This is a genomic window from Streptomyces sp. NPDC019443, assembly GCF_044389785.1.
In the GTDB taxonomy this organism is placed as follows: domain Bacteria; phylum Actinomycetota; class Actinomycetes; order Streptomycetales; family Streptomycetaceae; genus Streptomyces.
Genome location: NZ_JBIRYJ010000005.1, coordinates 591,327 through 610,145, shown reverse-complemented (window position 1 = coordinate 610,145; position 18,819 = coordinate 591,327). Strand labels below are relative to the sequence as shown.

Genomic DNA, 18,819 nt, shown 5'->3' with positions numbered 1-18,819 from the left:
CTTTTGGCACGCTGTTGAGTTCTCAAGGAACGGACGCTTCCTTCAGACCCTTTTCACGGGGCCCTCCGGGCGCTTCCCTTCGGTCTTGCGTTTCCAACCTTACCAGAATCTCTTTCCGTTCCGTTTCCGGTGAGGAATTCGAATCCAGTGACCGTTGGAGAGGCCTTCGCCTTGCGGCGTGTTCACCACTTTAGCCGATTCCCTGGGCGACTCATAATCGAGTCATTAAGGCCTGAATTTCGGCATGCCGAAATCGCACCCGGTTGGGTTCGTCGTAAGTAGTGGATGGCCACTTCGGGTTGCCGAACGGCAGTGCCCGTTTCAAGCGGCTCGGGCTACGTTAGGCGTCTGGTCAACCCGAGTCAAGTTGCCCTACGGCGCGGGACATGGGCCCGGTACCGACTGACTGTGGGGTCGCCGTCGATCCAGAATCGCCAGGGGTGGTGGGCCCCCGCGCCTCCCACTCCCGTACGAGGGCCATTGCGCACCTGGTCAGGAGCGGGCGGGGTACCGGGGAGTAGGGACAGTGGGGCGTCGCCGCCGGCGCAGAGGTCGGCGCCGTTCAGGGCGCGGCCTACGTTGAGGGCCGTGGCCAGGCGGGCGGGGCCTTTGGCCAGTTCCTTGTCATGACGGGCCGAGAACCGACGTTTGCGAGCCAGATCGGCGCCTACCCGGATCTCGCCGGCACGCAGCAGGATCCCGCTCGCCCTGCCCTCCGGGCCGCACACCACGTTCAGGCAGTGCCACATGCCGTAGGTGAAGTAGACGTACGCGTAACCGGGCGGGCCGAACATCACGTCGTTGCGTGCGGTGCGGCCGCGGTAGGCGTGGGAGCCCGGGTCGAGTTCTCCCGCGTACGCCTCTACTTCGGTAAGGCGCAACTCGATGGGTCCGTCGTCGGTCAGGCGTGCCAGGGTGCAGCCAAGGAGTTCGGGGGCGACCTCCAGTACAGGGCGGTCGAAGAACTCCCGGGGCAGCGGCGTACGGTCGGGGCTCTCGATCATGGCGTACGAGGGTACCGGGGAACCGACTACGGTCGTCGCGCGTATGTAGAGGTCAGGATCTAGGAGGAGTGGACATGGGCTTCAAGAGGCTGCTTGCGAGCATGGGTGCCGGCGGTGCTTCCGTGGAGACGGAGCTGACCGAGGCGAACGTCGTGCCGGGTGGTGTCGTCCAGGGCGAGGTGCGCATCCAGGGCGGCTCGGTGGATCAGCAGATCGAGGGGCTCTCCGTCGGCCTGCAGGCGCGGGTCGAGGTCGAGGGCGGTGACCAGGAGGTCAAGCAGGACATCGAGTTCACCAAGCAGCGGCTCGGCGGCGCGTTCACGGTGACGGCCGGGGCGGTGCACGTGGTGCCGTTCGGGCTGGACATTCCGTGGGAGACCCCGGTCACGAGCATTGCCGGGCAGCAGCTGCGCGGGATGAACATCGGGGTGACGACGGAGCTGGAGATCGCGCGGGCCGTGGACTCGGGCGACCTGGACGCGATCAGTGTGCACCCGCTGCCGGCGCAGCAGGCGATCCTGGACGCCTTCATCCAGCTGGGCTTCCGCTTCAAGAGCGCGGACATGGAGCGCGGGCACATCCGTGGGACGCGGCAGCGGCTGCCGTTCTACCAGGAGATCGAGTTCTTCCCGCCGCAGCAGTACCGCGGGCTGAATCAGATCGAGTTGACGTTCGTCGCGGACGACCGTGAGATGGACGTCATCCTCGAGATGGACAAGAAGCCGGGGCTGTTCAGCGAGGGCAGCGACTCGTACAAGGCCTTCAAGGTGGGGCACCACGACTTCCAGTCGACCGACTGGGCGGCGTACCTCAACCAGTGGCTCGCGGACGTCGGTGGGCGTCGTAACTGGCTCTAGGCTCGGATCCGGCAGGCAGACGGACAGACAGAACAGCCGAATCGGAGGTTCAGACGTGACCGAGCTCAAGAGGGCGCCGCTTCCGCACGACTTTCATCCGGCGGTGCCGTCGTTCACGGTGGTGAGTGATGACATCGCGCCGGGGTCGGTGCTGAAGGACGCCCAGGTCTACGCGGCGGGCAACACCTCGCCGCACCTGCGGTGGGAGGGTTTCCCGGCCGAGACCAGGAGCTTCGCCGTGACGTGCTTCGATCCGGACGCCCCCACGGGCAGCGGGTTCTGGCACTGGGTGCTCTTCGACATCCCGGCGTCGGTCACGGAGCTGCCTGCGGGTGCGGGCAGCGGGAAGTTCGAGGGGCTGCCCGAGGGCGCGGTTCAGGTCCGCAACGACTACGGGTCGAAGGACTTCGGCGGCGCCGCTCCGCCGGCCGGTGAGAACCACCGCTATGTGTTCACGGTGTACGCGGTGGACAGCGAGAAGCTCGGCCCGGACGCGGATGTCTCGCCCGCGGCCGTGGGATTCAATCTGCGGTTCCACACGCTTGCCCGTGCGCAGCTGATCGCCGAGTACGAGGGTCCCTCATAGAGCTCAGCGTTCGTTTCTTGTTTGCCCTGCCCTGGTCTTGGAGAGATCAGGGCAGGGCATCTTTTATTGCGTTGTCCATCTCGGCGCGCCCGGCCAGAGTTGATCCAAGCCCAAGGCCCGCAACGGGCTGGGCCGGCGAACGGGAGGTGGGCGAGATGCGTGACACGCTGGTGCTGAATGCGAGCTTCGAGCCGCTGTCGACGGTGACACTCAACCGTGCTGTGGTTCTGGTGCTGCAGGACAAGGCCGTGGTCGAGCAGGCCCACCCCGGACTCCGTGTGCGCGCCGCCGCCGTCGATCTTCCGGTGCCCCGGGTGATCAGGCTGTGCCGCTATGTCCGGGTGCCGTTCCGAAGACAGGCGCCATGGTCGAGGCGGGGTGTGCTGGTACGGGACCAGCACCGGTGCGCGTACTGCGGTAGACGCGCCACGACCGTGGACCACGTGGTGCCGCGGTCGCGCGGTGGTGCGGACAGCTGGCTGAACACGGTGGCGTCCTGCGCCGAGGACAATCACCGCAAAGCGGACCGTACGCCGGAGCAGGCGGGGATGCCGCTGCTGCGCCAGCCCTTCGTACCGTCTCCGGCGGACGCGATGCTGCTCGGGATGCGGGCCGGTGAGCGGTCGGAGCTGCCGGGGTGGCTTGCGGCCCAGCCCGCCGCGTAACGCGAAGACGAGTCGTTGAAGGCCTGCTCTCGGACGAGGGCGGGCCTTCGTGCGTCAGCGGGCCTTCGTGCGTCATGCGTCAGCGGAGAAGTAGCTGGACGATGGCGACGGTGCCGACCGCCACGATCAGCGCGCGCAGCGCGGTGGGCGGGAGGCGGCGGCCGATCTTCGCGCCGAGCTGGCCGCCGATGGCGGAGCCGACCGCGATCAGCAGGACGGCTGTCCAGTCGAAGTCCGCGACGAAGAGGAAGAAGAGCGCGGCGATGCTGTTGACGACGGCGGCGAGGACGTTCTTGGCGGCGTTGAGGCGCTGCATGGTGTCGTCGAGCAGCATGCCCATGAGGGAGATGTAGATGATCCCCTGGGCCGCGGTGAAGTAGCCGCCGTAGACGCTGGCTAGCAGCAGTCCGGTGAACAGGAGCGGGCCGCCGTCGGGGTGGGTGTGGGTGCCGTTGCGGTCGCGGCGGCGCTGGACGGCTTTGGCGATGCGCGGCTGGAGGATCACCAGGATGAGGGCGAGCGCGACCAGTACCGGCACGATCGTCTCGAAGGCCGTGGGGGGAAGCATCAGCAGGAGTACGGCTCCGCTGATGCCGCCGATCGCGGCGGCGATGCTCAGGCGCAGGAGGCGGCTGCGCTGGCCGGTGAGTTCGGCGCGGTAGCCGATGGCTCCGCTGACCGAGCCGGGGATCAGGCCGAGGGCGTTGGAGACGGTGGCGGTGACCGGGGGGAGGCCGGTGGCAAGGAGCACCGGGAAGGTGATCAGCGTTCCCGAGCCGACGATGGTGTTGATCGTGCCGGCGCTGATACCCGCGGCGAAGACGGCGAGCATCTCCCAGATGGTCATGTGCCCCTCGATGATCGGTGCCGGATGCACCGATCATGCCTGAGGGTCTGCCTGGTCAGTCGATGGGGGGCTGTTCGCGGCGCTCCGTGCCGTTGCCGCCGCCGGACTTGCCGGATCCGGATCCTGAGCCGCCGCCCATGCCTGCCATCGGGTTGAAGTTGCCCATGGCGCCGCTGAGGCCCTTGAGCGCGTCGCCGATCTCGCTGGGCACGATCCAGAGCTTGTTGGCGTCGCCCTCGGCGATCTTCGGGAGCATCTGGAGGTACTGGTAGGCGAGGAGCTTCTGGTCGGCGTCTCCGGCGTGGATGGACTCGAAGACCGTACGGATGGCCTGGGCCTCGCCCTCGGCGCGCAGCGCGGCCGCCTTTGCCTCACCTTCGGCGCGCAGGATCGCGGACTGCTTCTCACCTTCGGCGGTGAGGATCTGTGACTGGCGGATGCCCTCGGCGGTGAGGATCGCGGCGCGCTTGTCACGGTCGGCGCGCATCTGCTTCTCCATCGAGTCCTGGATGGAGGTGGGCGGCTCGATCGCCTTGAGCTCGACACGGTTGACGCGGATGCCCCACTTGCCGGTGGCTTCGTCGAGGACGCCGCGCAGGGCCGCGTTGATCTCCTCGCGGGAGGTGAGGGTCCGCTCCAGGTCCATGCCGCCGATGATGTTGCGGAGGGTGGTGACGGTGAGTTGCTCGATCGCCTGGATGTAGCTGGCGACCTCGTACGTCGCGGCCCGGGCGTCGGTCACCTGGTAATAGATGACCGTGTCGATGTTGACCACCAGGTTGTCCTGGGTGATCACCGGCTGGGGCGGGAAGGGGACGACCTGTTCACGCAGGTCGATGCGGTTGCGGATCGAGTCGATGAACGGGACGACGATGTTCAGGCCCGCATTGAGGGTGCGGGTGTAGCGCCCGAAGCGCTCGACGATGGCGGCACTGGCCTGCGGGATGACCTGGATCGTCTTGATGAGGGCGATGAAGACCAGCACCACCAGAATGATCAGGACGATGATGATCGGTTGCATCGTGTTCCCTGTGCCCTTCGCTGCCGGATGATTCTGATGATCGAGTTTCCCAGAACACGGGCTGGTGTGGGGGGCGTTCGGCTTCTCTCGGTCACATGACCACGGCGGTGGCTCCGTCGATCTCCACGACGTCGACCTGCTGGCCCGCCTCGTAGGACATGTCCGCGTCGAGTGCGCGTGCGGACCATACCTCACCGGCGAGTTTGATCCGGCCGCCGCTGCCGTCGACCCGCTCCAGGACGACGGCCTGACGGCCCTTCAGCGCGTCGATGCCGCTGGCGAACTGGGGGCTCTGGGATCTGTGACGGGTCGCGATGGGGCGTACGACCGCGATGAGTGCGACGGACACCGCGGCGAAGACGAGCACCTGGGCCACCGTGCCGCCGCCGAGCGCCGCGACCACGGCCGCGGCCACTGCTCCGGCGGAGAACATTCCGAATTCGGGCATCGCCGTCAGGACGAGCGGAATGCCCAGTCCGACCGCACCGATCAGCCACCACACCCATGCGTCGATTTCCACATGGTCATGGTAGGTCCGCCGGTCGTGGCAGGGACAGTGGGCGACGGCAGGGTCCGGATCAGGTCAGTCGCTCCGGCCCGGGACCGTTGGTCAGCCGAGCGGGAGGCCCTGGGCGGTCCAGCGCTCGCCGTTGCTCTCTACGAGGAGCGGGAGGCCGAAGCAGAGCGAGAGATTGCGCGAGGTCAGCTCGGTCTCCATGGGGCCGGCGGCCAGCACCTTGCCCTGACGGATCATCAAGACGTGGGTGAATCCCGGAGCGATCTCCTCGACATGGTGCGTGACCATCACCATGGAGGGGGCGTACGGGTCGCGGGCGAGGCGGCCGAGGCGGCGGACCAGGTCCTCGCGGCCGCCGAGGTCGAGACCGGCGGCCGGCTCGTCGAGGAGCAGCAGCTCGGGGTCGGTCATCATCGCGCGGGCGATCATGGTGCGCTTGCGCTCGCCCTCGGAGAGCGTGCCGAACTTGCGGTCCAGGAAGTCGGTCATGCCGAGCCGGTCGAGGAAGGCGCGGGCGCGCTCCTCGTCGACGGCGTCGTAGTCCTCGTGCCAGGTGGCGGTCATGCCGTACGCGGCGGTGAGGACTGTCTGCAGCACCGTCTGGCGCTTGGGCAGCTTCTCGGCCATGGCGATGCCGGCCATGCCGATGCGGGGGCGGAGCTCGAATACATCGACGCCGCCGAGGCGCTCGCCCAGGATCTTCGCCGTGCCGGTGGTCGGGAAGAGGTAGCTTGACGCGATGTTGAGGAGGGTGGTCTTGCCGGCGCCATTGGGGCCGAGGATGACCCAGCGCTCACCCTCCTTGACCGACCAGGAGACGTCGTCCACCAGAGCGCGTCCGTCGCGGACCACGGATACGTCCACCAGCTCCAGTACATCGCTCATGAGCGCGTTGTCTCCCCATGCAATCGTCTTGAGGTAGTTGGGGGGCATTTGTGCACCTGTGGGCGCGGCTCCCAGGGGAAAACCTACGCCACCGGTCGGGTGCCCCGGCCCCCCGGTCCGGTCCCTAGGCTGGGTCCATGCTTTCCGAACCACGCTCAGGACGGCTGGCCGCATGGGGAAATGCCCTGTTGGCCGGATTTGTATCACCGGATGACGCGGCGCTCGCGATCGTCGGCGACGACGCGGTGCACCGGGTGGAGGGTCTGCCGGGCGAGGCGGACCCGGTCGGGCTCACGCTGGCGCTGGGGCGGCTGCGGGCGCTCGGGGTGACCGGGTACCGGGTCGCGCTGCCTGCGCCGGGGCATCCGCTGGGGCTCAGCGGGCCACCCGAATTCAACGCGCGGGCGCTCGACGCGGAGGAGGCGGTGGTCGCCTCGGGCGCGGCGTACGGGCTGGTGCCCGAGGTGTACGAGGCAGGGCCCGCGGGTGATCAGCATGTGGAGGTCGTCTGGCACTGCCTGCCGGTACGGGAGGCGCCGCCCGCGGACGTGCCCTCGCTCGGGGAGGCGGAGCGGGAGCTCGCCGAGGCGCTGCGGGACGCGACGGAGGTGCTGTCGCGGCTCGATGTGGCGGCGTCGGGTCCGGTGGCGGAGGCGGCGATCGACGCGTACCGGGCGCGGGCCGAGCGGGGCCGCGAGGCGCTGGCGCCCGGGTATCCGCCGCGGGCGGTACGAGTGTTGGAGCTGGCTCAGCGGGTCGGGCTGCTGATCTCGGTGGCGTACGAGAACGGCCACGGCGGGGCGGTGAGCGCGTCGGAGATGTCGGCGCGGGTGGAGGCGCTGCGCCCGGTGGAACGGGTGGCGAGACGGGCACAGGTGGCGGCGTACAACGCGTACGTGGAGGAGCGCGAACGCGGCACCCACTGACGCGGGCGTCCGGAGCGCGGGCGTCCGGTCCGCTGCTCCGGGGCGCCCGGGGTGCCGGATGCCGTGGAGTGCGGATTCCGGGGGCCCTTCGAGCCCTCCGCGGTGTCTGGGTGGGCCCGCGAAACCACCCACCGGGCAGCAACCACCAGCGCCCCCTGGCCCACGGCAACCACGACCCCTGGAAACCGCGAAACCACCCACCGGGCAGCAACCACCAGCGCCCCCTGGCCCAGGTCAACCACGCCCCCTGAAAACTCCACCAACGTCCCCTGGCCCACGGCGACCCCGAACCCCGGAGACCGCGAAACCACCCACCGACAGCAACACCAACGCCCCCGGCCCACGGCAACCACGACCCCTGGAAACAGAGCCGGTGGTTGCCGTGGGGTGTGAACCGTCAGCCGTTGTAGCCGTAGTTCCCGAACGCCGGGTTGAGGGCGCCGATCACGTTCACGGTGTTGCCGACGACGTTCACCGGGACGTGGACCGGGACCTGAACCACATTGCCGGAGGCAACGCCCGGGGAGCCCACGGCCGTGCCGTCCGCGTGCGCACCGGTGGTGGCGGACGCGACACCCGCGCCGGCGGCGACGAGGCTCCCGGCGACCATGGTGAGGGCAGCGGCCTTCTTCAGGTTCTTCACTTCGAAATCCTCCTGAGCGTTCGCTGCGGCCGGCCGCCGCAGCACGCCATGGACAACGGCGCCGAGTCGATCAGGATGCGCCGGACAGGTGACATACACCCGACGGTATGAATCTCAGACCGGAGCGAGTCAGTCCGATTAGCCCGTCAGGCCATGCCGGACGGCCCACAGTGCCGCTTGGGTGCGATCCGCCAGGTCCAGCTTCATCAGAATGTTCGAGACATGCGTCTTGACGGTTTTCTCGGACAGGACGAGCGCCCGGGCGATCTCACGGTTGGAGCGGCCGTCCGCGATCAGGCCCAGGACCTCCTTCTCGCGTTCGGTAAGGGTGCTGCCGCGCCCCGTGCCGTTGCCCGGGGCGTCCTGCGCCAGGAGCGCGTCCGCGACCTCCGGCTGGAGCAGCACATGGCCCGCGTGTACGGAGCGAATCGCCCCGGCCAGCGCCTCCGGGTCCACGTCCTTGTAGACGTACCCCGACGCGCCCGCGCGCAGGGCGGGCACGACCGTACGCTGTTCGGTGAAGCTGGTGACGATCAACACCTTGGCGGGGTTGGCGAGTTCGCGGAGTTTGCGGAGCGCCTCGATGCCGTCGGTGCCGGGCATCTTGACGTCCATCAGGACCACGTCCGGCTTCAACTCCTCGGCGCGGGCGACCCCTTCGGCCCCGTCCGCGGCCTCGCCGACGACCTCGATGTCGTCCTGGATCTCGAGGAAGGTACGCAGGCCCCGGCGGACCACCTGGTGATCGTCGACCAGCAGCACACGGATCATCCCGGTCTTCGGAATCCCGGTCTTCGAATTGGGCAGAGCGTCAGCCACCGGGGACCTCCATCTCGATCGTGGTGCCCATTCCGGGCGCCGATTCCACGGTGAGGCTTCCGCCGACGCCGCTCGCCCGGTCGCGCATCGAGACCAGTCCCAGATGGCGGCCGGCCCGGCGGACCGTCCTCGGCTCGAAGCCCTTGCCGTTGTCCGTGACGCTGAGGACCGCGCCCTGGCCGCGGCGGAACAGGACCACGTCGACCTCGCCGGCGCCCGAGTGCCGCAGTGCGTTGTGCAGGGCCTCCTGGGCGACCCGGAGCAGGGCCTCCTCCTGCGCGGCGGGCAGCGCACGGATGCCGCGGGTGTCGAAGGTGACTCGCGCGGTGTGCGCCCGGTCCAGGACCTGGATCTGCGTACGGAGGGTGTTGACCAGGCCGTCCTCGTCGAGGGCGGCGGGGCGCAACTCGACGACAGCGGCGCGCAGTTCGTCCGCGGCCTCGGCGGCGAGCTCCGCGATCTGCTGCAACTCGCCCTTGGCGCGGGCAGGGTCGCGGTCCACGAGCGCGGCCGCGGCCTGCGCGGTCAGCCTGAGCGAGAACAGCTTCTGGCTGACCGCGTCATGCAACTCGTGGGCCAGGCGGGATCGTTCCTCCGCGATCGTGAGCTCGCGGCTGCGCTCGTACAGCCGGGCGTTGGTGAGCGCTATCGCGGCGTGCTGGGCGAGGATCGAGAGAAGCTCCTCGTCCTCGGCGGTGAAGCCGCAACCGCCGTCCGGCTTCGGGCACCTCTTGTTGGCGAGGAAGAGGGCGCCGATCGTCTCGTCGCCGTCCTTGACGGGCAGGCCCAGGAAGTCGGACATGTCCGGGTGGGCGGACGGCCAGCCCTCGAAGCGGGGGTCCTTGCGCACATCCGCGAGGCGCTCCGTCTTCGCGTCCCGGAGCATCGCGGCGAGGATGCCGTGCTGCCGCGGGAGCGGGCCGATCGCCTTCCACTGCGCGTCGCTCACGCCGTCGACCACGAACTGGGCGAAGCCGCCGTGGTCGTCGGGGACGCCCAGCGCCGCGTACTCGGCGTCGAGGAGCTCGCGCGCCGAGGCGACGATCGTCTTCAGCACGTCACGCACCTCGAGATGCCTGCTCATCGCGAGAAGCGCGGTGCTCACGGCGGCAAGGCCGGAGCCGGGTCGGTGACTCATGACCTCACCGTACCGGCGGGCTGTGACAGTCCGTATCGGGCGGGGGACGGCAGCCGCATGGGGCTGTGGACGTAGGTCGAAGTTCCTTGGCGGGTGGGGTCCAGGGCATGAGGCGGCGGGCGTGGCCGCGTTCCAAGGTTGGGGCCAAAGACGCGGACAGACGGGGACAAGGGGATGGACATCATGCGGGTAGCAGTGATCACCGGGGCTTCGAAGGGGCTGGGGCGCGCTCTCGCTACGGCTCTCGCCCGGCGCGGCTGGGACCTGGTGCTGGGCGCCAGGACCGCGGACGTACTTCAGGAGAGCGCGCGAGGCATCGGCGCGCACAGGACGCGGGTCGTGGCGGTGGCGGGCGACGTCACCGACGCCGGGCATCGCGGGGAGCTGCTGGCCGCGGCCCGCGGGCTCGGCGGGCTCGACCTGCTGGTGAGCAATGCGAGCGCGCTCGGCGCCGAGCCGCTGGTGCGGCTGGAGGCGTTGCCGCTGGAGGGGCTGCGGGCGGCGCTGGAGACCAATGTGGTCGCGGCGCTCGGTCTCGTACAGGAGGCACTGCCGCTGCTGCGGGCGGCGGACGCGGGCACGGTGATCGCGGTCAGCTCGGACGCGGGGGCCGAGGCGTACGAGACATGGGGTGGCTACGGAGCCTCGAAGGCCGCGCTCGACCACCTCGCCGCGGTCCTCGCGGTCGAGGAGCCGGAACTGCGGGTGTGGACGGTCGACCCGGGCGACATGCAGACGGATCTGTACGCGGCCGCCGTCCCGGACGACGAGGACCCGCGCCCGGCGCCGGAGTCGGTGGTGCCGGGCTTCCTGCGGCTGCTCGACGAGCGGCCGGTGAGCGGGCGGTATGCGGCCCCCGCGCTCGCGGAGCCGGCCCGATGACAACAGTGTCAGGAGGAACAGCCGTGCTGGATGCGCTGCGGGTGCCCGAGGAGCTCTCGGCCCGGGTGCCGGCGGAGGTGCGCGGCTCCGGGCGGGACGACGTACGGCTCATGGTCTCGCGCGGGACCGAGGTCTCCCACCACGCCTTCCGGGACCTTCCCGGGCAACTGCGCGCCGGTGACGTCCTGGTGGTCAACACGTCCACCACACTGCCCGCCGCCGTGGGTGGGCGGGTCGGCGGCGTGGTCGTCGTCGTGCACTTCTCGACGTGCGGGGACGACGGGCGCTGGGCGGTGGAGCTGCGCCGCCCCGACGGATCGGGCAGCACCCTGCCGCGCGCCGGCGGTCCGACAGGGGCCGTCGTACGGCTTCCGGGGGGCGAGCACCTCGTACTGGATGAGCCCCTTTCCCCCGGCGCGGACCGGCTGTGGTGGGCGTCGGCCTCGGTGGACGTACCGGGGCTGCTGCGCCGGTACGGACGGCCGATCCGGTACGGGTACACGGCCCAGGACCAGCCTCTGTCCGCGTATCAGACGGTCTTCGCGCTCCCCTCCCCCGGCGGCGCGGGCTCCGCGGAGATGCCGAGTGCCGCGCGGCCCTTCACGACGCGGCTGGTGGCACAACTGGTGAGCCGGGGCGTGCAGTTCGCACCGATCACTCTGCATACCGGGGTGGCTTCGGCCGAGGCGCACGAGCCGCCGTACCCGGAGCGCTTCTCGGTGCCCCGGACGACGGCGTGGCTGGTGAATACCGCTCGGGTGGGCGGAGGCCGCATTGTCGCGGTCGGCACGACGGCGGTACGCGCTCTGGAGTCGGCGGCGGGCCCCGACGGCGTGGTGCATACGGCATCGGGCTTGACGGACCTGGTCATCACGCCGAGGCGCGGGGTGCGCGCCGTGGACGGGCTGCTGACCGGGCTGCACGAGCCGGAGGCATCGCATCTGCTGATGCTGGAGGCCATCGCCGGGCGGGAGGCGCTGGGCCGCTCGTACGGGGAGGCGCTGCGGCATCTCTACCTATGGCACGAGTTTGGCGACAGCCACCTCATACTTCCGAACGAAAGCCCTCACACTTTGCATTGCTGACGCAACGCACGGTGAGATTGACACTCGCCCAATGTGAGCCCGCACATAGGACGCACGTCACTTACGAACCACTCTAGTGGACACAAAAAGGACGTGTGAGCGGGGACTGAATGGGCAAATGGGGCCTTCGCGACACCCATATCCACTACCGCGGGTCGTACGTCACACCTTTGCCACAGCTTTTTGCTGCCGCTAAGAATTGCAGCCGTCGCCGCCGAGGAGCGCAGCGCCTCCCCCGGCCTGATGCGACATCCGCTATTCGAACGAGGTATCTGTATGTCCGCGTCCAGCACCCGTATGACCAAGACCCACAAGGTCTCGATCGCCGGTATCGCCGCCGCCGGCGTCGCAGCCCTCACGTTCTCCCTCGTCCCCGGCAACGCTTCCGCCGAGACCGAGACTGTCAACGCCGCGCAGGCGGCCGCTGCACAGGCGGACATCGCCGAGCAGAAGGCGGCTGCTGCCAAGCAGAAGGCCGCCGCCGCGAAGAAGCAGGCCGCCGCGAAGAGGCAGGCCGCTGCCGCGGCGAAGGCCCACGCCCAGACCGTGGCTCACGCCAAGGCTGTGGCCCACGCCCAGACCGTGACCCACGCCAAGGCCAAGGCGAACGCCGAGGCCAAGAAGAAGGCTGCCGCCGCTGCCGCCAAGGCCGCCGCGAAGAAGCGCGCCGCCGAGCAGGCCGCCAGCCGGGCCGCCGCCCGCAAGCCGATCTACGCCAACAACCTTGACGGCTGGATCAAGGAGTCGCTGGCCATCATGAAGAAGCACGGCATCCCCGGCACGTACGACGGGCTGCACCGCAACATCATGCGCGAGTCCAGCGGCAACCCGAACGCCATCAACAACTGGGACATCAACGCCATCAACGGCGTCCCGTCGATCGGCCTGCTGCAGGTCATCAAGCCGACGTTCGACGCGTACCACGTCGCCGGTACGCCCAACAGCCAGTACGACCCGGTCGCCAACATCACGGCCGCGGCCAACTACGCCGCCGACCGCTACGGCTCGATCGACAACGTGAACAGCGCCTACTGAGTCTCAGCAGAGCAGCCGCAGGACATACGCCGAAGAGCGGCACCCCACACGGGGGTGCCGCTCTTCGGCGCACTGCGGACGGCCCTTACTTGCGCATGACCTCGGGCTCGTGGCGGCGCAGCAGTCGTGCGACCGCGACGCCGCAGATGACGCCGATCACAAGCAGGATCGTGATGTTCAGGCCCCACTGGCCCGCCGAGTGCCCCCACAGCGGGTCCAGGTCCCCGGGCTTGTTCGGGTCCCACGGCGGCATCAGATGCGACAGGTCGAGCGTCGCACCCGCGCCGGCGATGGCCCAGCGGGACGGCATCAGCCAGGCGAACTGCTCCAGGCCGGGCGAACCGTAGACCTGGAAGAGAATGCCGGTGAAGACGACCTGGACGATCGCGAACATGACCAGCAGCGGCATGGTCTTCTCGGCGGTCTTCACCAGCGAGGAGATGACCAGGCCGAACATCATCGAGGTGAAGCCCAGAGCGATGACGACCAGGCAGATCTCGACGGCCGGCGGCATGATCAGGCCCTCTTCGGGCAGGTCGCGGGTGGCGAAGCCGATGCCGCAGATGATGACGCCCTGGATGGCCGTGATGACTCCGAGGACGATCACCTTGGACATCAGATACGCCGAGCGGGCCAGGCCGGTGGCCCGTTCCCGTTCGTAGATGACCCGTTCCTTGATCAGTTCTCGTACGGAGTTGGCCGCGCCCGAGAAGCACATGCCGACCGCGAGGATCAGCATGATCGTACCGGCGTCGCCGTTGAACTTGTTCGGCGGCGTGGGCGGCCCGAGGCCGAACTTCGCCGGGATGACCACGCTGACCAGACCGAGGACCGCGGGCAGGATCACCATCAGGCCCAGGAAGCCCTTGTCGGACGCGATGACCGAGGAGTACCTGCGGATCAGCGTCCACAGCTGGGAGCCCCAGCTCTGCGGCTTCGGCGGGCGCATCTGCTGCGCGGGCGGCATGTGTACCTGCTGCGCGGCAACGGCGTCGATGTCCGCGGCGTACATCTGGTAGTGCTGCGAGCCGCGCCAGCGGCCCGCCCAGTCGTAGTCGCGGTAGTTCTCGAACGCCGAGAAGACGTCGGCCCAGGTGCTGTAGCCGAAGAAGTTGAGCGCTTCCTCCGGCGGGCCGAAGTACGCGACCGAGCCGCCCGGGGCCATGACGAGGAGCTTGTCGCAGAGCGCCAGCTCGGCCACGGAGTGGGTGACCACCAGGACGGTGCGGCCGTCGTCGGCAAGGCCGCGCAGCAGCTGCATGACGTCGCGGTCCATACCCGGGTCGAGGCCGGATGTCGGCTCGTCAAGGAATATCAGCGACGGCTTGGTCAGCAGCTCGAGCGCGACGGAGACGCGCTTGCGCTGGCCGCCGGAGAGCGAGGTGACCTTCTTTTCCTTGTGGATGTCGAGCTTGAGCTCGCGCAGCACCTCGTCGATACGGGCCTCGCGCTCGGCCTCGGCGGTGTCGCCGGGGAAGCGGAGCTTGGCGGCGTATTTGAGTGCCTTACGGACGGTCAGCTCCTTGTGCAGGATGTCGTCCTGCGGGACCAGTCCGATGCGCTGGCGCAGCTCGGCGAACTGCTTGTAGAGGCTGCGGTTGTCGTAGAGCACGTCGCCCTGGTTGGCGGGCCGGTAGCCGGTGAGCGCCTTGAGCAGGGTGGACTTGCCGGAACCCGAAGGGCCGATGACGCCGATGAGCGACTTCTCCGGTACGCCGAAGGAGACGTCCCGCAGGATCTGCTTGCCGCCGTCGACCGTCACCGTGAGGTGGCGGGCGGAGAAGGAGACCTCACCGGTGTCGACGAACTCCTCGAGCCGGTCGCCGACGAGGCGGAAGGTCGAGTGGCCGACGCCGACGATGTCGTTCGGGCCGATGAGCGCCGTGCCGGACTTGGCGATCGGCTGGCCGTTGACGTACGTGCCGTTGTGGGATCCGAGGTCGCGGATCTCGAAGCGGCCGTCGGGCGTGGCCACGAACTCGGCGTGGTTGCGCGAGACCTGGAGGTCGGAGACGACCAGTTCGTTCTCGAGCGCACGACCGATGCGCATCACCCGGCCGAGGGCCAGCTGATGGAAGGTGGTCGGGCTGCGGTCCCCGTACACCGGCGGAGCCCCCGCGACACCGCCGGCGCCACCCGCGCCACCCGGTCCCTGCTGGTGCGGGACCTGTGCCTGCGGCGGCTGTTGCTGCCAGGCCTGCTGGGGCTGTTGAGCCGGCGCCTGCTGAGCCGCCGCCCAGCCGGGAGCGCCCTGCTGCTGCGGCTGCTGGGCCGGGGCCTGCTGCTTGACCGCCTGCTGCTGAGGGGCCGCGCCCTGCGCGCTGTAGGCGCCGGCTGCCGCACCCGAGAGGTTCAGCCGCGGACCGTCGGTGGCGTTGCCCAAGTGCACTGCCGAGCCGGGGCCGATCTCCATCTGATGGATCCGCTGGCCCTGCACGTATGTGCCGTTGGTGCTGCCGTGGTCCTCGATCACCCAACTGCGGCCGCCCCAGCTGATGCTGGCATGCCGCCACGAGACCCTGGCGTCGTCGACCACCAGGTCGCCCTGCGGATCACGTCCCAGGGTGTACGACCTGGACGGATCGAGAGTCCAGGTCCTTCCGTTCAATTCCAGTACGAGTTCCGGCACTCCATGCCCCACTACTTGTCCCCCGAGTTACCCCCATCACAGGGAGTCTAGGGATGGCGAACATCGTGAGGAACTATTTCAGGCCCGGTCCCGCATCCGAAAGTCGGGCCTTGCGAATACCGCGTTCGGGCTGCCCGTTGACGGAGGAGAAACACGCCCGGAGAGTGGTAAGCGCCCACCAGTGCGTACGGATCATGCGTGAGTGGGGGTAACTGGGTCAAACCCAGCAGGGATCGGGGGGTCCGATGGACGCGAGCGGCAGTGGCGACAAGGTGCCGTGGGGCGATGTGGTGCTGGCGTCCATAGCGGCGGTGAGCTGGGCGCTGGTCGGGATGGCGGGTGCGGCGGCGCTCGGTCTGCATCTGCTGGGCGCGGATTCGGCGGGGTCGCTGGGGCCGATGACAGCGGCGGCTGTGGTGCTCGCGGTGGGCGGATCGGTCACTCCGGCAGGTGATGTGTCCGCGTTCGGGCTGGAAGGTGCACAGGCTCGGACGGCCGTCGACATCACGCCACTTGGGGTGGGTCTGGTCGGGGCACTGTTTCTTGCGTACTTCTTTCTACGTTCGCTGCGCCGCGCGGGACCGTACATCTCGGGGACCGAACTCGCCGCTCGGGCGGGCGGGGTGGCGACTCTGTTCGTCGCGATGGTCGGCGGGTTGGCGTGGGCAGGTCACGACGTCATCACGATCGACGGGGCGAAGCTCGGGCTGGACCTCGACAAGGTGCCGGGGCTCGGCGGGGACGGGGGCGGCATCGAGGTGCCGGGCCTCGGCGACATCGGTGGCCTGCTGCCGGACCGGCTCGGTGACCTGGTGGACGCGCAGGCGTCGGTGGGGTTCAGCGTGAACACCGCGGATTCGCTGGCGGGCGCGCTGTTCTGGGTGCTCGGGGTGCTGGTGATCTCGCTTCTCGCCTCGCGGCGTGCGCCACTGCCGCGCGGGGCGGTGTGGCAGGCGCTGCGACGGGTCGTACGGCCTGCGGCGTCCGCGGTCGTGACGGTGCTGCTGGTCGCGGTCCTCGCGGGGTACGCGGCGGCGGCGTACGCGGCGATCGGTGACGACCACCCGAAGAGGATCGCGGGTGCGGCGCTGCTCGGGGCGCCGAACGGAGTGTGGCTGGGCGTGCCGTTGGGCCTGTTCGTGCCGTGGGACGGCGAGGCGAACGGCGAGCTGGCGAAGCTGCTGCCGGATCCGCTGGACGAACTGCTGCGGGTCTCGGCGGACGAGCCGGTGACGGTGGGCAGGCTGGCCGAACTGGACGGTCGCGTATGGCTGCTGGCCGTCGCGACCGCGGTGATGATGCTGTACGCCGGGGTACTGGCGGCGGCGCGTACGCCCGCGGGCGGGCTGACAGCGGCCGGGTTCGCGGGGCGGTGCGCGGTGCGGCTGGGTGTGGTGACGGCACTGGCGCTGCCGCTGCTGGTGTGGCTGACGGACGTCTCGGCGGACGCGTCGCTGTCGGTACTGGGCTTCGACGCGTTCGGCGCGGGCATCGAGCTGCACGGTCAGGTGGGCATGGCCCTGCTGCTGGGGGCGGCGTGGGGTGCGGCTGCGGGCGGGGTGGGGGCGCTGCTGGTGTACGGGACGCGGGGTGGCGGCCGGGGCGCGGCGGCGGGGCCCACGGCGGAGTGGGCGGCGGAGGCGGCGGCGCCCACGGCGGCGGAGCTGCCGGGTCCGTACCGCCCGGTGCCGCCGTACCGCCCGTCGAACGACGCCACGAACCCGTATCTGCGCCCGCCCCCGGAGATCCACGGTGCCCCCACGGTCGCGGGCCCGATGCCGCCGATGCCCCCGCCGCCACCATCGCCGTACCGCGCGTCGCCTCCGCCGCCTGAGGAGGGCACGCCCCCGCCGCCGGGGACGCCCGGGGGCCGCCGGTGAGGGGCGCGCGGGCACGCGGCCGGGGGCGGAGGCCGAGGGGCGGGCGCCAGTGCGGGGGCGGGGGCCCCGGGGGGCCGGAACGTCCGGCAGGCGGGACGCCCCGTCTCATCCCGCGCGCGCCCGATACGGTGGATACACCATGAGCGCATCGCAGACCTCCGACGTACCCACCCTTCTCGTCAAGATCTTCGGGAAGGACCGTCCCGGGATCACCGCCGGGCTCTTCGACACCCTCGCCGCCTACTCCCTCGACGTCGTCGACATCGAGCAGGTCGTCACACGGGGCCGCATCGTGCTGTGCGTCCTCGTCACCGCTCCGGCCCCCGGCGGCACCGCCGAGGGCGAGCTCCGGGCCACCGTCCACAAGTGGGCCGAGTCGCTGAAGCTGCAGGCCGAGATCATCTCGGGCACCGGCGACAACCGGCCACGCGGAAGTGGCCGTTCGCATGTCACCGTGCTCGGGCACCCGCTCACCGCCGAGTCGACCGCCGCCATAGCGGCCAGGATCACCGCAACCGGCGGGAACATCGACCGTATCTTCCGGCTCGCCAAGTACCCCGTCACCGCCGTGGAATTCGCCGTGTCCGGTACGGAGACCGAGGCGCTGCGCACCGTACTGGCCACCGAGGCCGCCGAGATCGGCGTCGATGTGGCGGTCGTGTCGGCCGGGCTGCACCGCCGCGCCCAGCGCCTGGTCGTCATGGATGTGGACTCGACGCTCATCCAGGACGAGGTCATCGAGCTGTTCGCGGCACACGCGGGCTGTGAGGACAAGGTCGCCGAGGTCACGGCCGCGGCGATGCGCGGTGATCTGGACTTCGAGCAGTCCCTCCACGCGCGCGTGGCGCTGCTCGAAGGGCTCGACGCCTCGGTCGTGGACAAGGTGCGCACGGAGGTCCGGCTGACCCCCGGCGCCCGCACCCTGATCCGTACGCTCAAGCGGCTCGGCTACCAAGTGGGCGTCGTGTCGGGCGGATTCACGCAGGTCACCGATGACCTCAAGACGCGGCTCGGGCTCGACTTCGCCTCGGCGAACACGCTGGAGATCGTGGACGGGAAGCTCACCGGCCGCGTCGTCGGCGAGATCGTGGACCGTGCGGGCAAGGCCCGGCTGCTGCGCCGGTTCGCGGCCGAGGCGGGCGTGCCGCTGGCGCAGACCGTCGCGATCGGCGACGGCGCGAATGATCTGGACATGCTCAACGCGGCCGGTCTGGGCGTCGCCTTCAACGCCAAGCCCGTCGTCCGCCGGGCCGCCCACACCGCGGTCAATGTCCCCTTCCTGGACACTGTCCTCTATCTGCTGGGCATCACCCGCGAAGAGGTCGAGTCCGCGGACGGCGAAGGCGAGGAGCACTAGTCCCCAGGCAGAGACCCCAGGCAGAGACCCCATGCAAAGGCCC

At 69.8% G+C, this 18,819-nt stretch carries 18 protein-coding genes; 9 read left to right on the top strand and 9 right to left on the bottom strand.

The window, feature by feature from the left end:
- Window positions 1–362 precede the first annotated feature (362 nt).
- On the bottom strand, window positions 363–1,004 hold the full coding sequence (locus ACH492_RS20170) for a DNA-3-methyladenine glycosylase (RefSeq protein ID WP_356227583.1): 642 nt from the start codon (window positions 1,002–1,004) through the stop codon (window positions 363–365).
- A gap of 74 nt (window positions 1,005–1,078) precedes the next feature.
- On the opposite strand from ACH492_RS20170, the gene ACH492_RS20165 reads away from it, so the two are divergent.
- From ACH492_RS20165 to ACH492_RS20155, 3 genes are all read left to right on the top strand, one after another.
- Window positions 1,079–1,861: a sporulation protein gene (locus ACH492_RS20165; protein WP_398988334.1), complete on the top strand. Its 783-nt coding sequence runs from the start codon at window positions 1,079–1,081 to the stop codon at window positions 1,859–1,861.
- 55 nt (window positions 1,862–1,916) lie between these two features.
- The gene (locus tag ACH492_RS20160) at window positions 1,917–2,447 is read left to right on the top strand and encodes a YbhB/YbcL family Raf kinase inhibitor-like protein (RefSeq protein WP_398988332.1); all 531 of its coding nucleotides are present in this window, start codon (window positions 1,917–1,919) and stop codon (window positions 2,445–2,447) included.
- Between the two features lie 155 nt (window positions 2,448–2,602).
- The gene (locus tag ACH492_RS20155) at window positions 2,603–3,112 is read left to right on the top strand and encodes an HNH endonuclease (RefSeq protein WP_398988330.1); all 510 of its coding nucleotides are present in this window, start codon (window positions 2,603–2,605) and stop codon (window positions 3,110–3,112) included.
- Window positions 3,113–3,191: 79 nt separating this feature from the next.
- Here ACH492_RS20155 and ACH492_RS20150 read toward each other — a convergent pair whose 3' ends face one another.
- From ACH492_RS20150 to ACH492_RS20135, 4 genes are all read right to left on the bottom strand, one after another.
- The gene (locus tag ACH492_RS20150; protein WP_398988328.1) at window positions 3,192–3,959 is read right to left on the bottom strand and encodes a sulfite exporter TauE/SafE family protein; all 768 of its coding nucleotides are present in this window, start codon (window positions 3,957–3,959) and stop codon (window positions 3,192–3,194) included.
- A gap of 55 nt (window positions 3,960–4,014) precedes the next feature.
- Window positions 4,015–4,980 (bottom strand): SPFH domain-containing protein, encoded by a 966-nt coding sequence (locus ACH492_RS20145; RefSeq protein WP_389195461.1) that lies wholly within the window; start codon window positions 4,978–4,980, stop codon window positions 4,015–4,017.
- A gap of 91 nt (window positions 4,981–5,071) precedes the next feature.
- Window positions 5,072–5,500: an NfeD family protein gene (locus tag ACH492_RS20140; protein WP_398988326.1), complete on the bottom strand. Its 429-nt coding sequence runs from the start codon at window positions 5,498–5,500 to the stop codon at window positions 5,072–5,074.
- A 90-nt stretch (window positions 5,501–5,590) separates the two neighbouring features.
- Window positions 5,591–6,382: an ABC transporter ATP-binding protein gene (locus ACH492_RS20135; protein WP_356227573.1), complete on the bottom strand. Its 792-nt coding sequence runs from the start codon at window positions 6,380–6,382 to the stop codon at window positions 5,591–5,593.
- A 137-nt stretch (window positions 6,383–6,519) separates the two neighbouring features.
- On the opposite strand from ACH492_RS20135, the gene ACH492_RS20130 reads away from it, so the two are divergent.
- Window positions 6,520–7,308: a hypothetical protein gene (locus ACH492_RS20130; protein ID WP_398988324.1), complete on the top strand. Its 789-nt coding sequence runs from the start codon at window positions 6,520–6,522 to the stop codon at window positions 7,306–7,308.
- Window positions 7,309–7,705: 397 nt separating this feature from the next.
- On the opposite strand, the gene ACH492_RS20125 is transcribed toward ACH492_RS20130, so the two are convergent.
- The 3 genes from ACH492_RS20125 to ACH492_RS20115 form a co-directional block, all read right to left on the bottom strand.
- Complete coding sequence (locus ACH492_RS20125; protein WP_398988322.1) at window positions 7,706–7,951, bottom strand: chaplin family protein; 246 nt, start codon at window positions 7,949–7,951, stop codon at window positions 7,706–7,708.
- Window positions 7,952–8,089: 138 nt separating this feature from the next.
- Window positions 8,090–8,722, bottom strand: a complete 633-nt coding sequence (locus ACH492_RS20120; RefSeq protein WP_398988396.1) for a response regulator — start codon at window positions 8,720–8,722, stop codon at window positions 8,090–8,092.
- 40 nt (window positions 8,723–8,762) lie between these two features.
- Window positions 8,763–9,908 (bottom strand): GAF domain-containing sensor histidine kinase, encoded by a 1,146-nt coding sequence (locus tag ACH492_RS20115; protein WP_398988320.1) that lies wholly within the window; start codon window positions 9,906–9,908, stop codon window positions 8,763–8,765.
- A 183-nt stretch (window positions 9,909–10,091) separates the two neighbouring features.
- Between ACH492_RS20115 and ACH492_RS20110 the strand changes: the two genes are divergently transcribed.
- From ACH492_RS20110 to ACH492_RS20100, 3 genes are all read left to right on the top strand, one after another.
- Window positions 10,092–10,790, top strand: a complete 699-nt coding sequence (locus ACH492_RS20110) for an SDR family NAD(P)-dependent oxidoreductase (RefSeq protein WP_398988318.1) — start codon at window positions 10,092–10,094, stop codon at window positions 10,788–10,790.
- Entirely contained in the window at window positions 10,787–11,875 is a 1,089-nt protein-coding gene (locus ACH492_RS20105) for an S-adenosylmethionine:tRNA ribosyltransferase-isomerase (RefSeq protein WP_398988316.1), read from the top strand. The genes ACH492_RS20110 and ACH492_RS20105 overlap by 4 nt, the downstream gene beginning before the upstream one ends.
- A 276-nt stretch (window positions 11,876–12,151) precedes the next feature.
- Entirely contained in the window at window positions 12,152–12,910 is a 759-nt protein-coding gene (locus ACH492_RS20100; protein WP_398988314.1) for a transglycosylase SLT domain-containing protein, read from the top strand.
- A gap of 85 nt (window positions 12,911–12,995) precedes the next feature.
- On the opposite strand, the gene ACH492_RS20095 is transcribed toward ACH492_RS20100, so the two are convergent.
- Window positions 12,996–15,551 carry an FHA domain-containing protein gene (locus ACH492_RS20095; RefSeq protein ID WP_398988312.1) on the bottom strand — a complete coding sequence of 852 codons (2,556 nt, stop codon included), beginning with the start codon at window positions 15,549–15,551 and terminating at the stop codon, window positions 12,996–12,998.
- 233 nt (window positions 15,552–15,784) lie between these two features.
- Here ACH492_RS20095 and ACH492_RS20090 point away from each other — a divergent pair, with 233 nt between their 5' ends.
- Both ACH492_RS20090 and serB read left to right on the top strand, forming a co-directional pair.
- A complete protein-coding gene (locus ACH492_RS20090) occupies window positions 15,785–17,419 on the top strand; it encodes a streptophobe family protein (protein WP_398988310.1) in 1,635 nt (544 codons plus the stop codon).
- A 139-nt stretch (window positions 17,420–17,558) separates the two neighbouring features.
- Window positions 17,559–18,776, top strand: a complete 1,218-nt coding sequence (gene serB / locus ACH492_RS20085; RefSeq protein WP_398988308.1) for a phosphoserine phosphatase SerB — start codon at window positions 17,559–17,561, stop codon at window positions 18,774–18,776.
- Window positions 18,777–18,819 lie beyond the last annotated feature (43 nt).

Coding starts and splice junctions, on each gene's coding strand:
- ACH492_RS20170 (WP_356227583.1), bottom strand. CDS start 1,004: ATGATCGAGAGCCCCGACCGTACGCCGCTGCCCCGGGAGTTCTTCGAC.
- ACH492_RS20165 (WP_398988334.1), top strand. CDS start 1,079: ATGGGCTTCAAGAGGCTGCTTGCGAGCATGGGTGCCGGCGGTGCTTCC.
- ACH492_RS20155 (WP_398988330.1), top strand. CDS start 2,603: ATGCGTGACACGCTGGTGCTGAATGCGAGCTTCGAGCCGCTGTCGACG.
- ACH492_RS20150 (WP_398988328.1), bottom strand. CDS start 3,959: ATGACCATCTGGGAGATGCTCGCCGTCTTCGCCGCGGGTATCAGCGCC.
- ACH492_RS20145 (WP_389195461.1), bottom strand. CDS start 4,980: ATGCAACCGATCATCATCGTCCTGATCATTCTGGTGGTGCTGGTCTTC.
- ACH492_RS20135 (WP_356227573.1), bottom strand. CDS start 6,382: ATGAGCGATGTACTGGAGCTGGTGGACGTATCCGTGGTCCGCGACGGA.
- ACH492_RS20130 (WP_398988324.1), top strand. CDS start 6,520: ATGCTTTCCGAACCACGCTCAGGACGGCTGGCCGCATGGGGAAATGCC.
- ACH492_RS20120 (WP_398988396.1), bottom strand. CDS start 8,722: ATGATCCGTGTGCTGCTGGTCGACGATCACCAGGTGGTCCGCCGGGGC.
- ACH492_RS20115 (WP_398988320.1), bottom strand. CDS start 9,908: ATGAGTCACCGACCCGGCTCCGGCCTTGCCGCCGTGAGCACCGCGCTT.
- ACH492_RS20110 (WP_398988318.1), top strand. CDS start 10,092: ATGCGGGTAGCAGTGATCACCGGGGCTTCGAAGGGGCTGGGGCGCGCT.
- ACH492_RS20105 (WP_398988316.1), top strand. CDS start 10,787: ATGACAACAGTGTCAGGAGGAACAGCCGTGCTGGATGCGCTGCGGGTG.
- ACH492_RS20100 (WP_398988314.1), top strand. CDS start 12,152: ATGTCCGCGTCCAGCACCCGTATGACCAAGACCCACAAGGTCTCGATC.
- ACH492_RS20090 (WP_398988310.1), top strand. CDS start 15,785: ATGGACGCGAGCGGCAGTGGCGACAAGGTGCCGTGGGGCGATGTGGTG.
- serB (WP_398988308.1), top strand. CDS start 17,559: ATGAGCGCATCGCAGACCTCCGACGTACCCACCCTTCTCGTCAAGATC.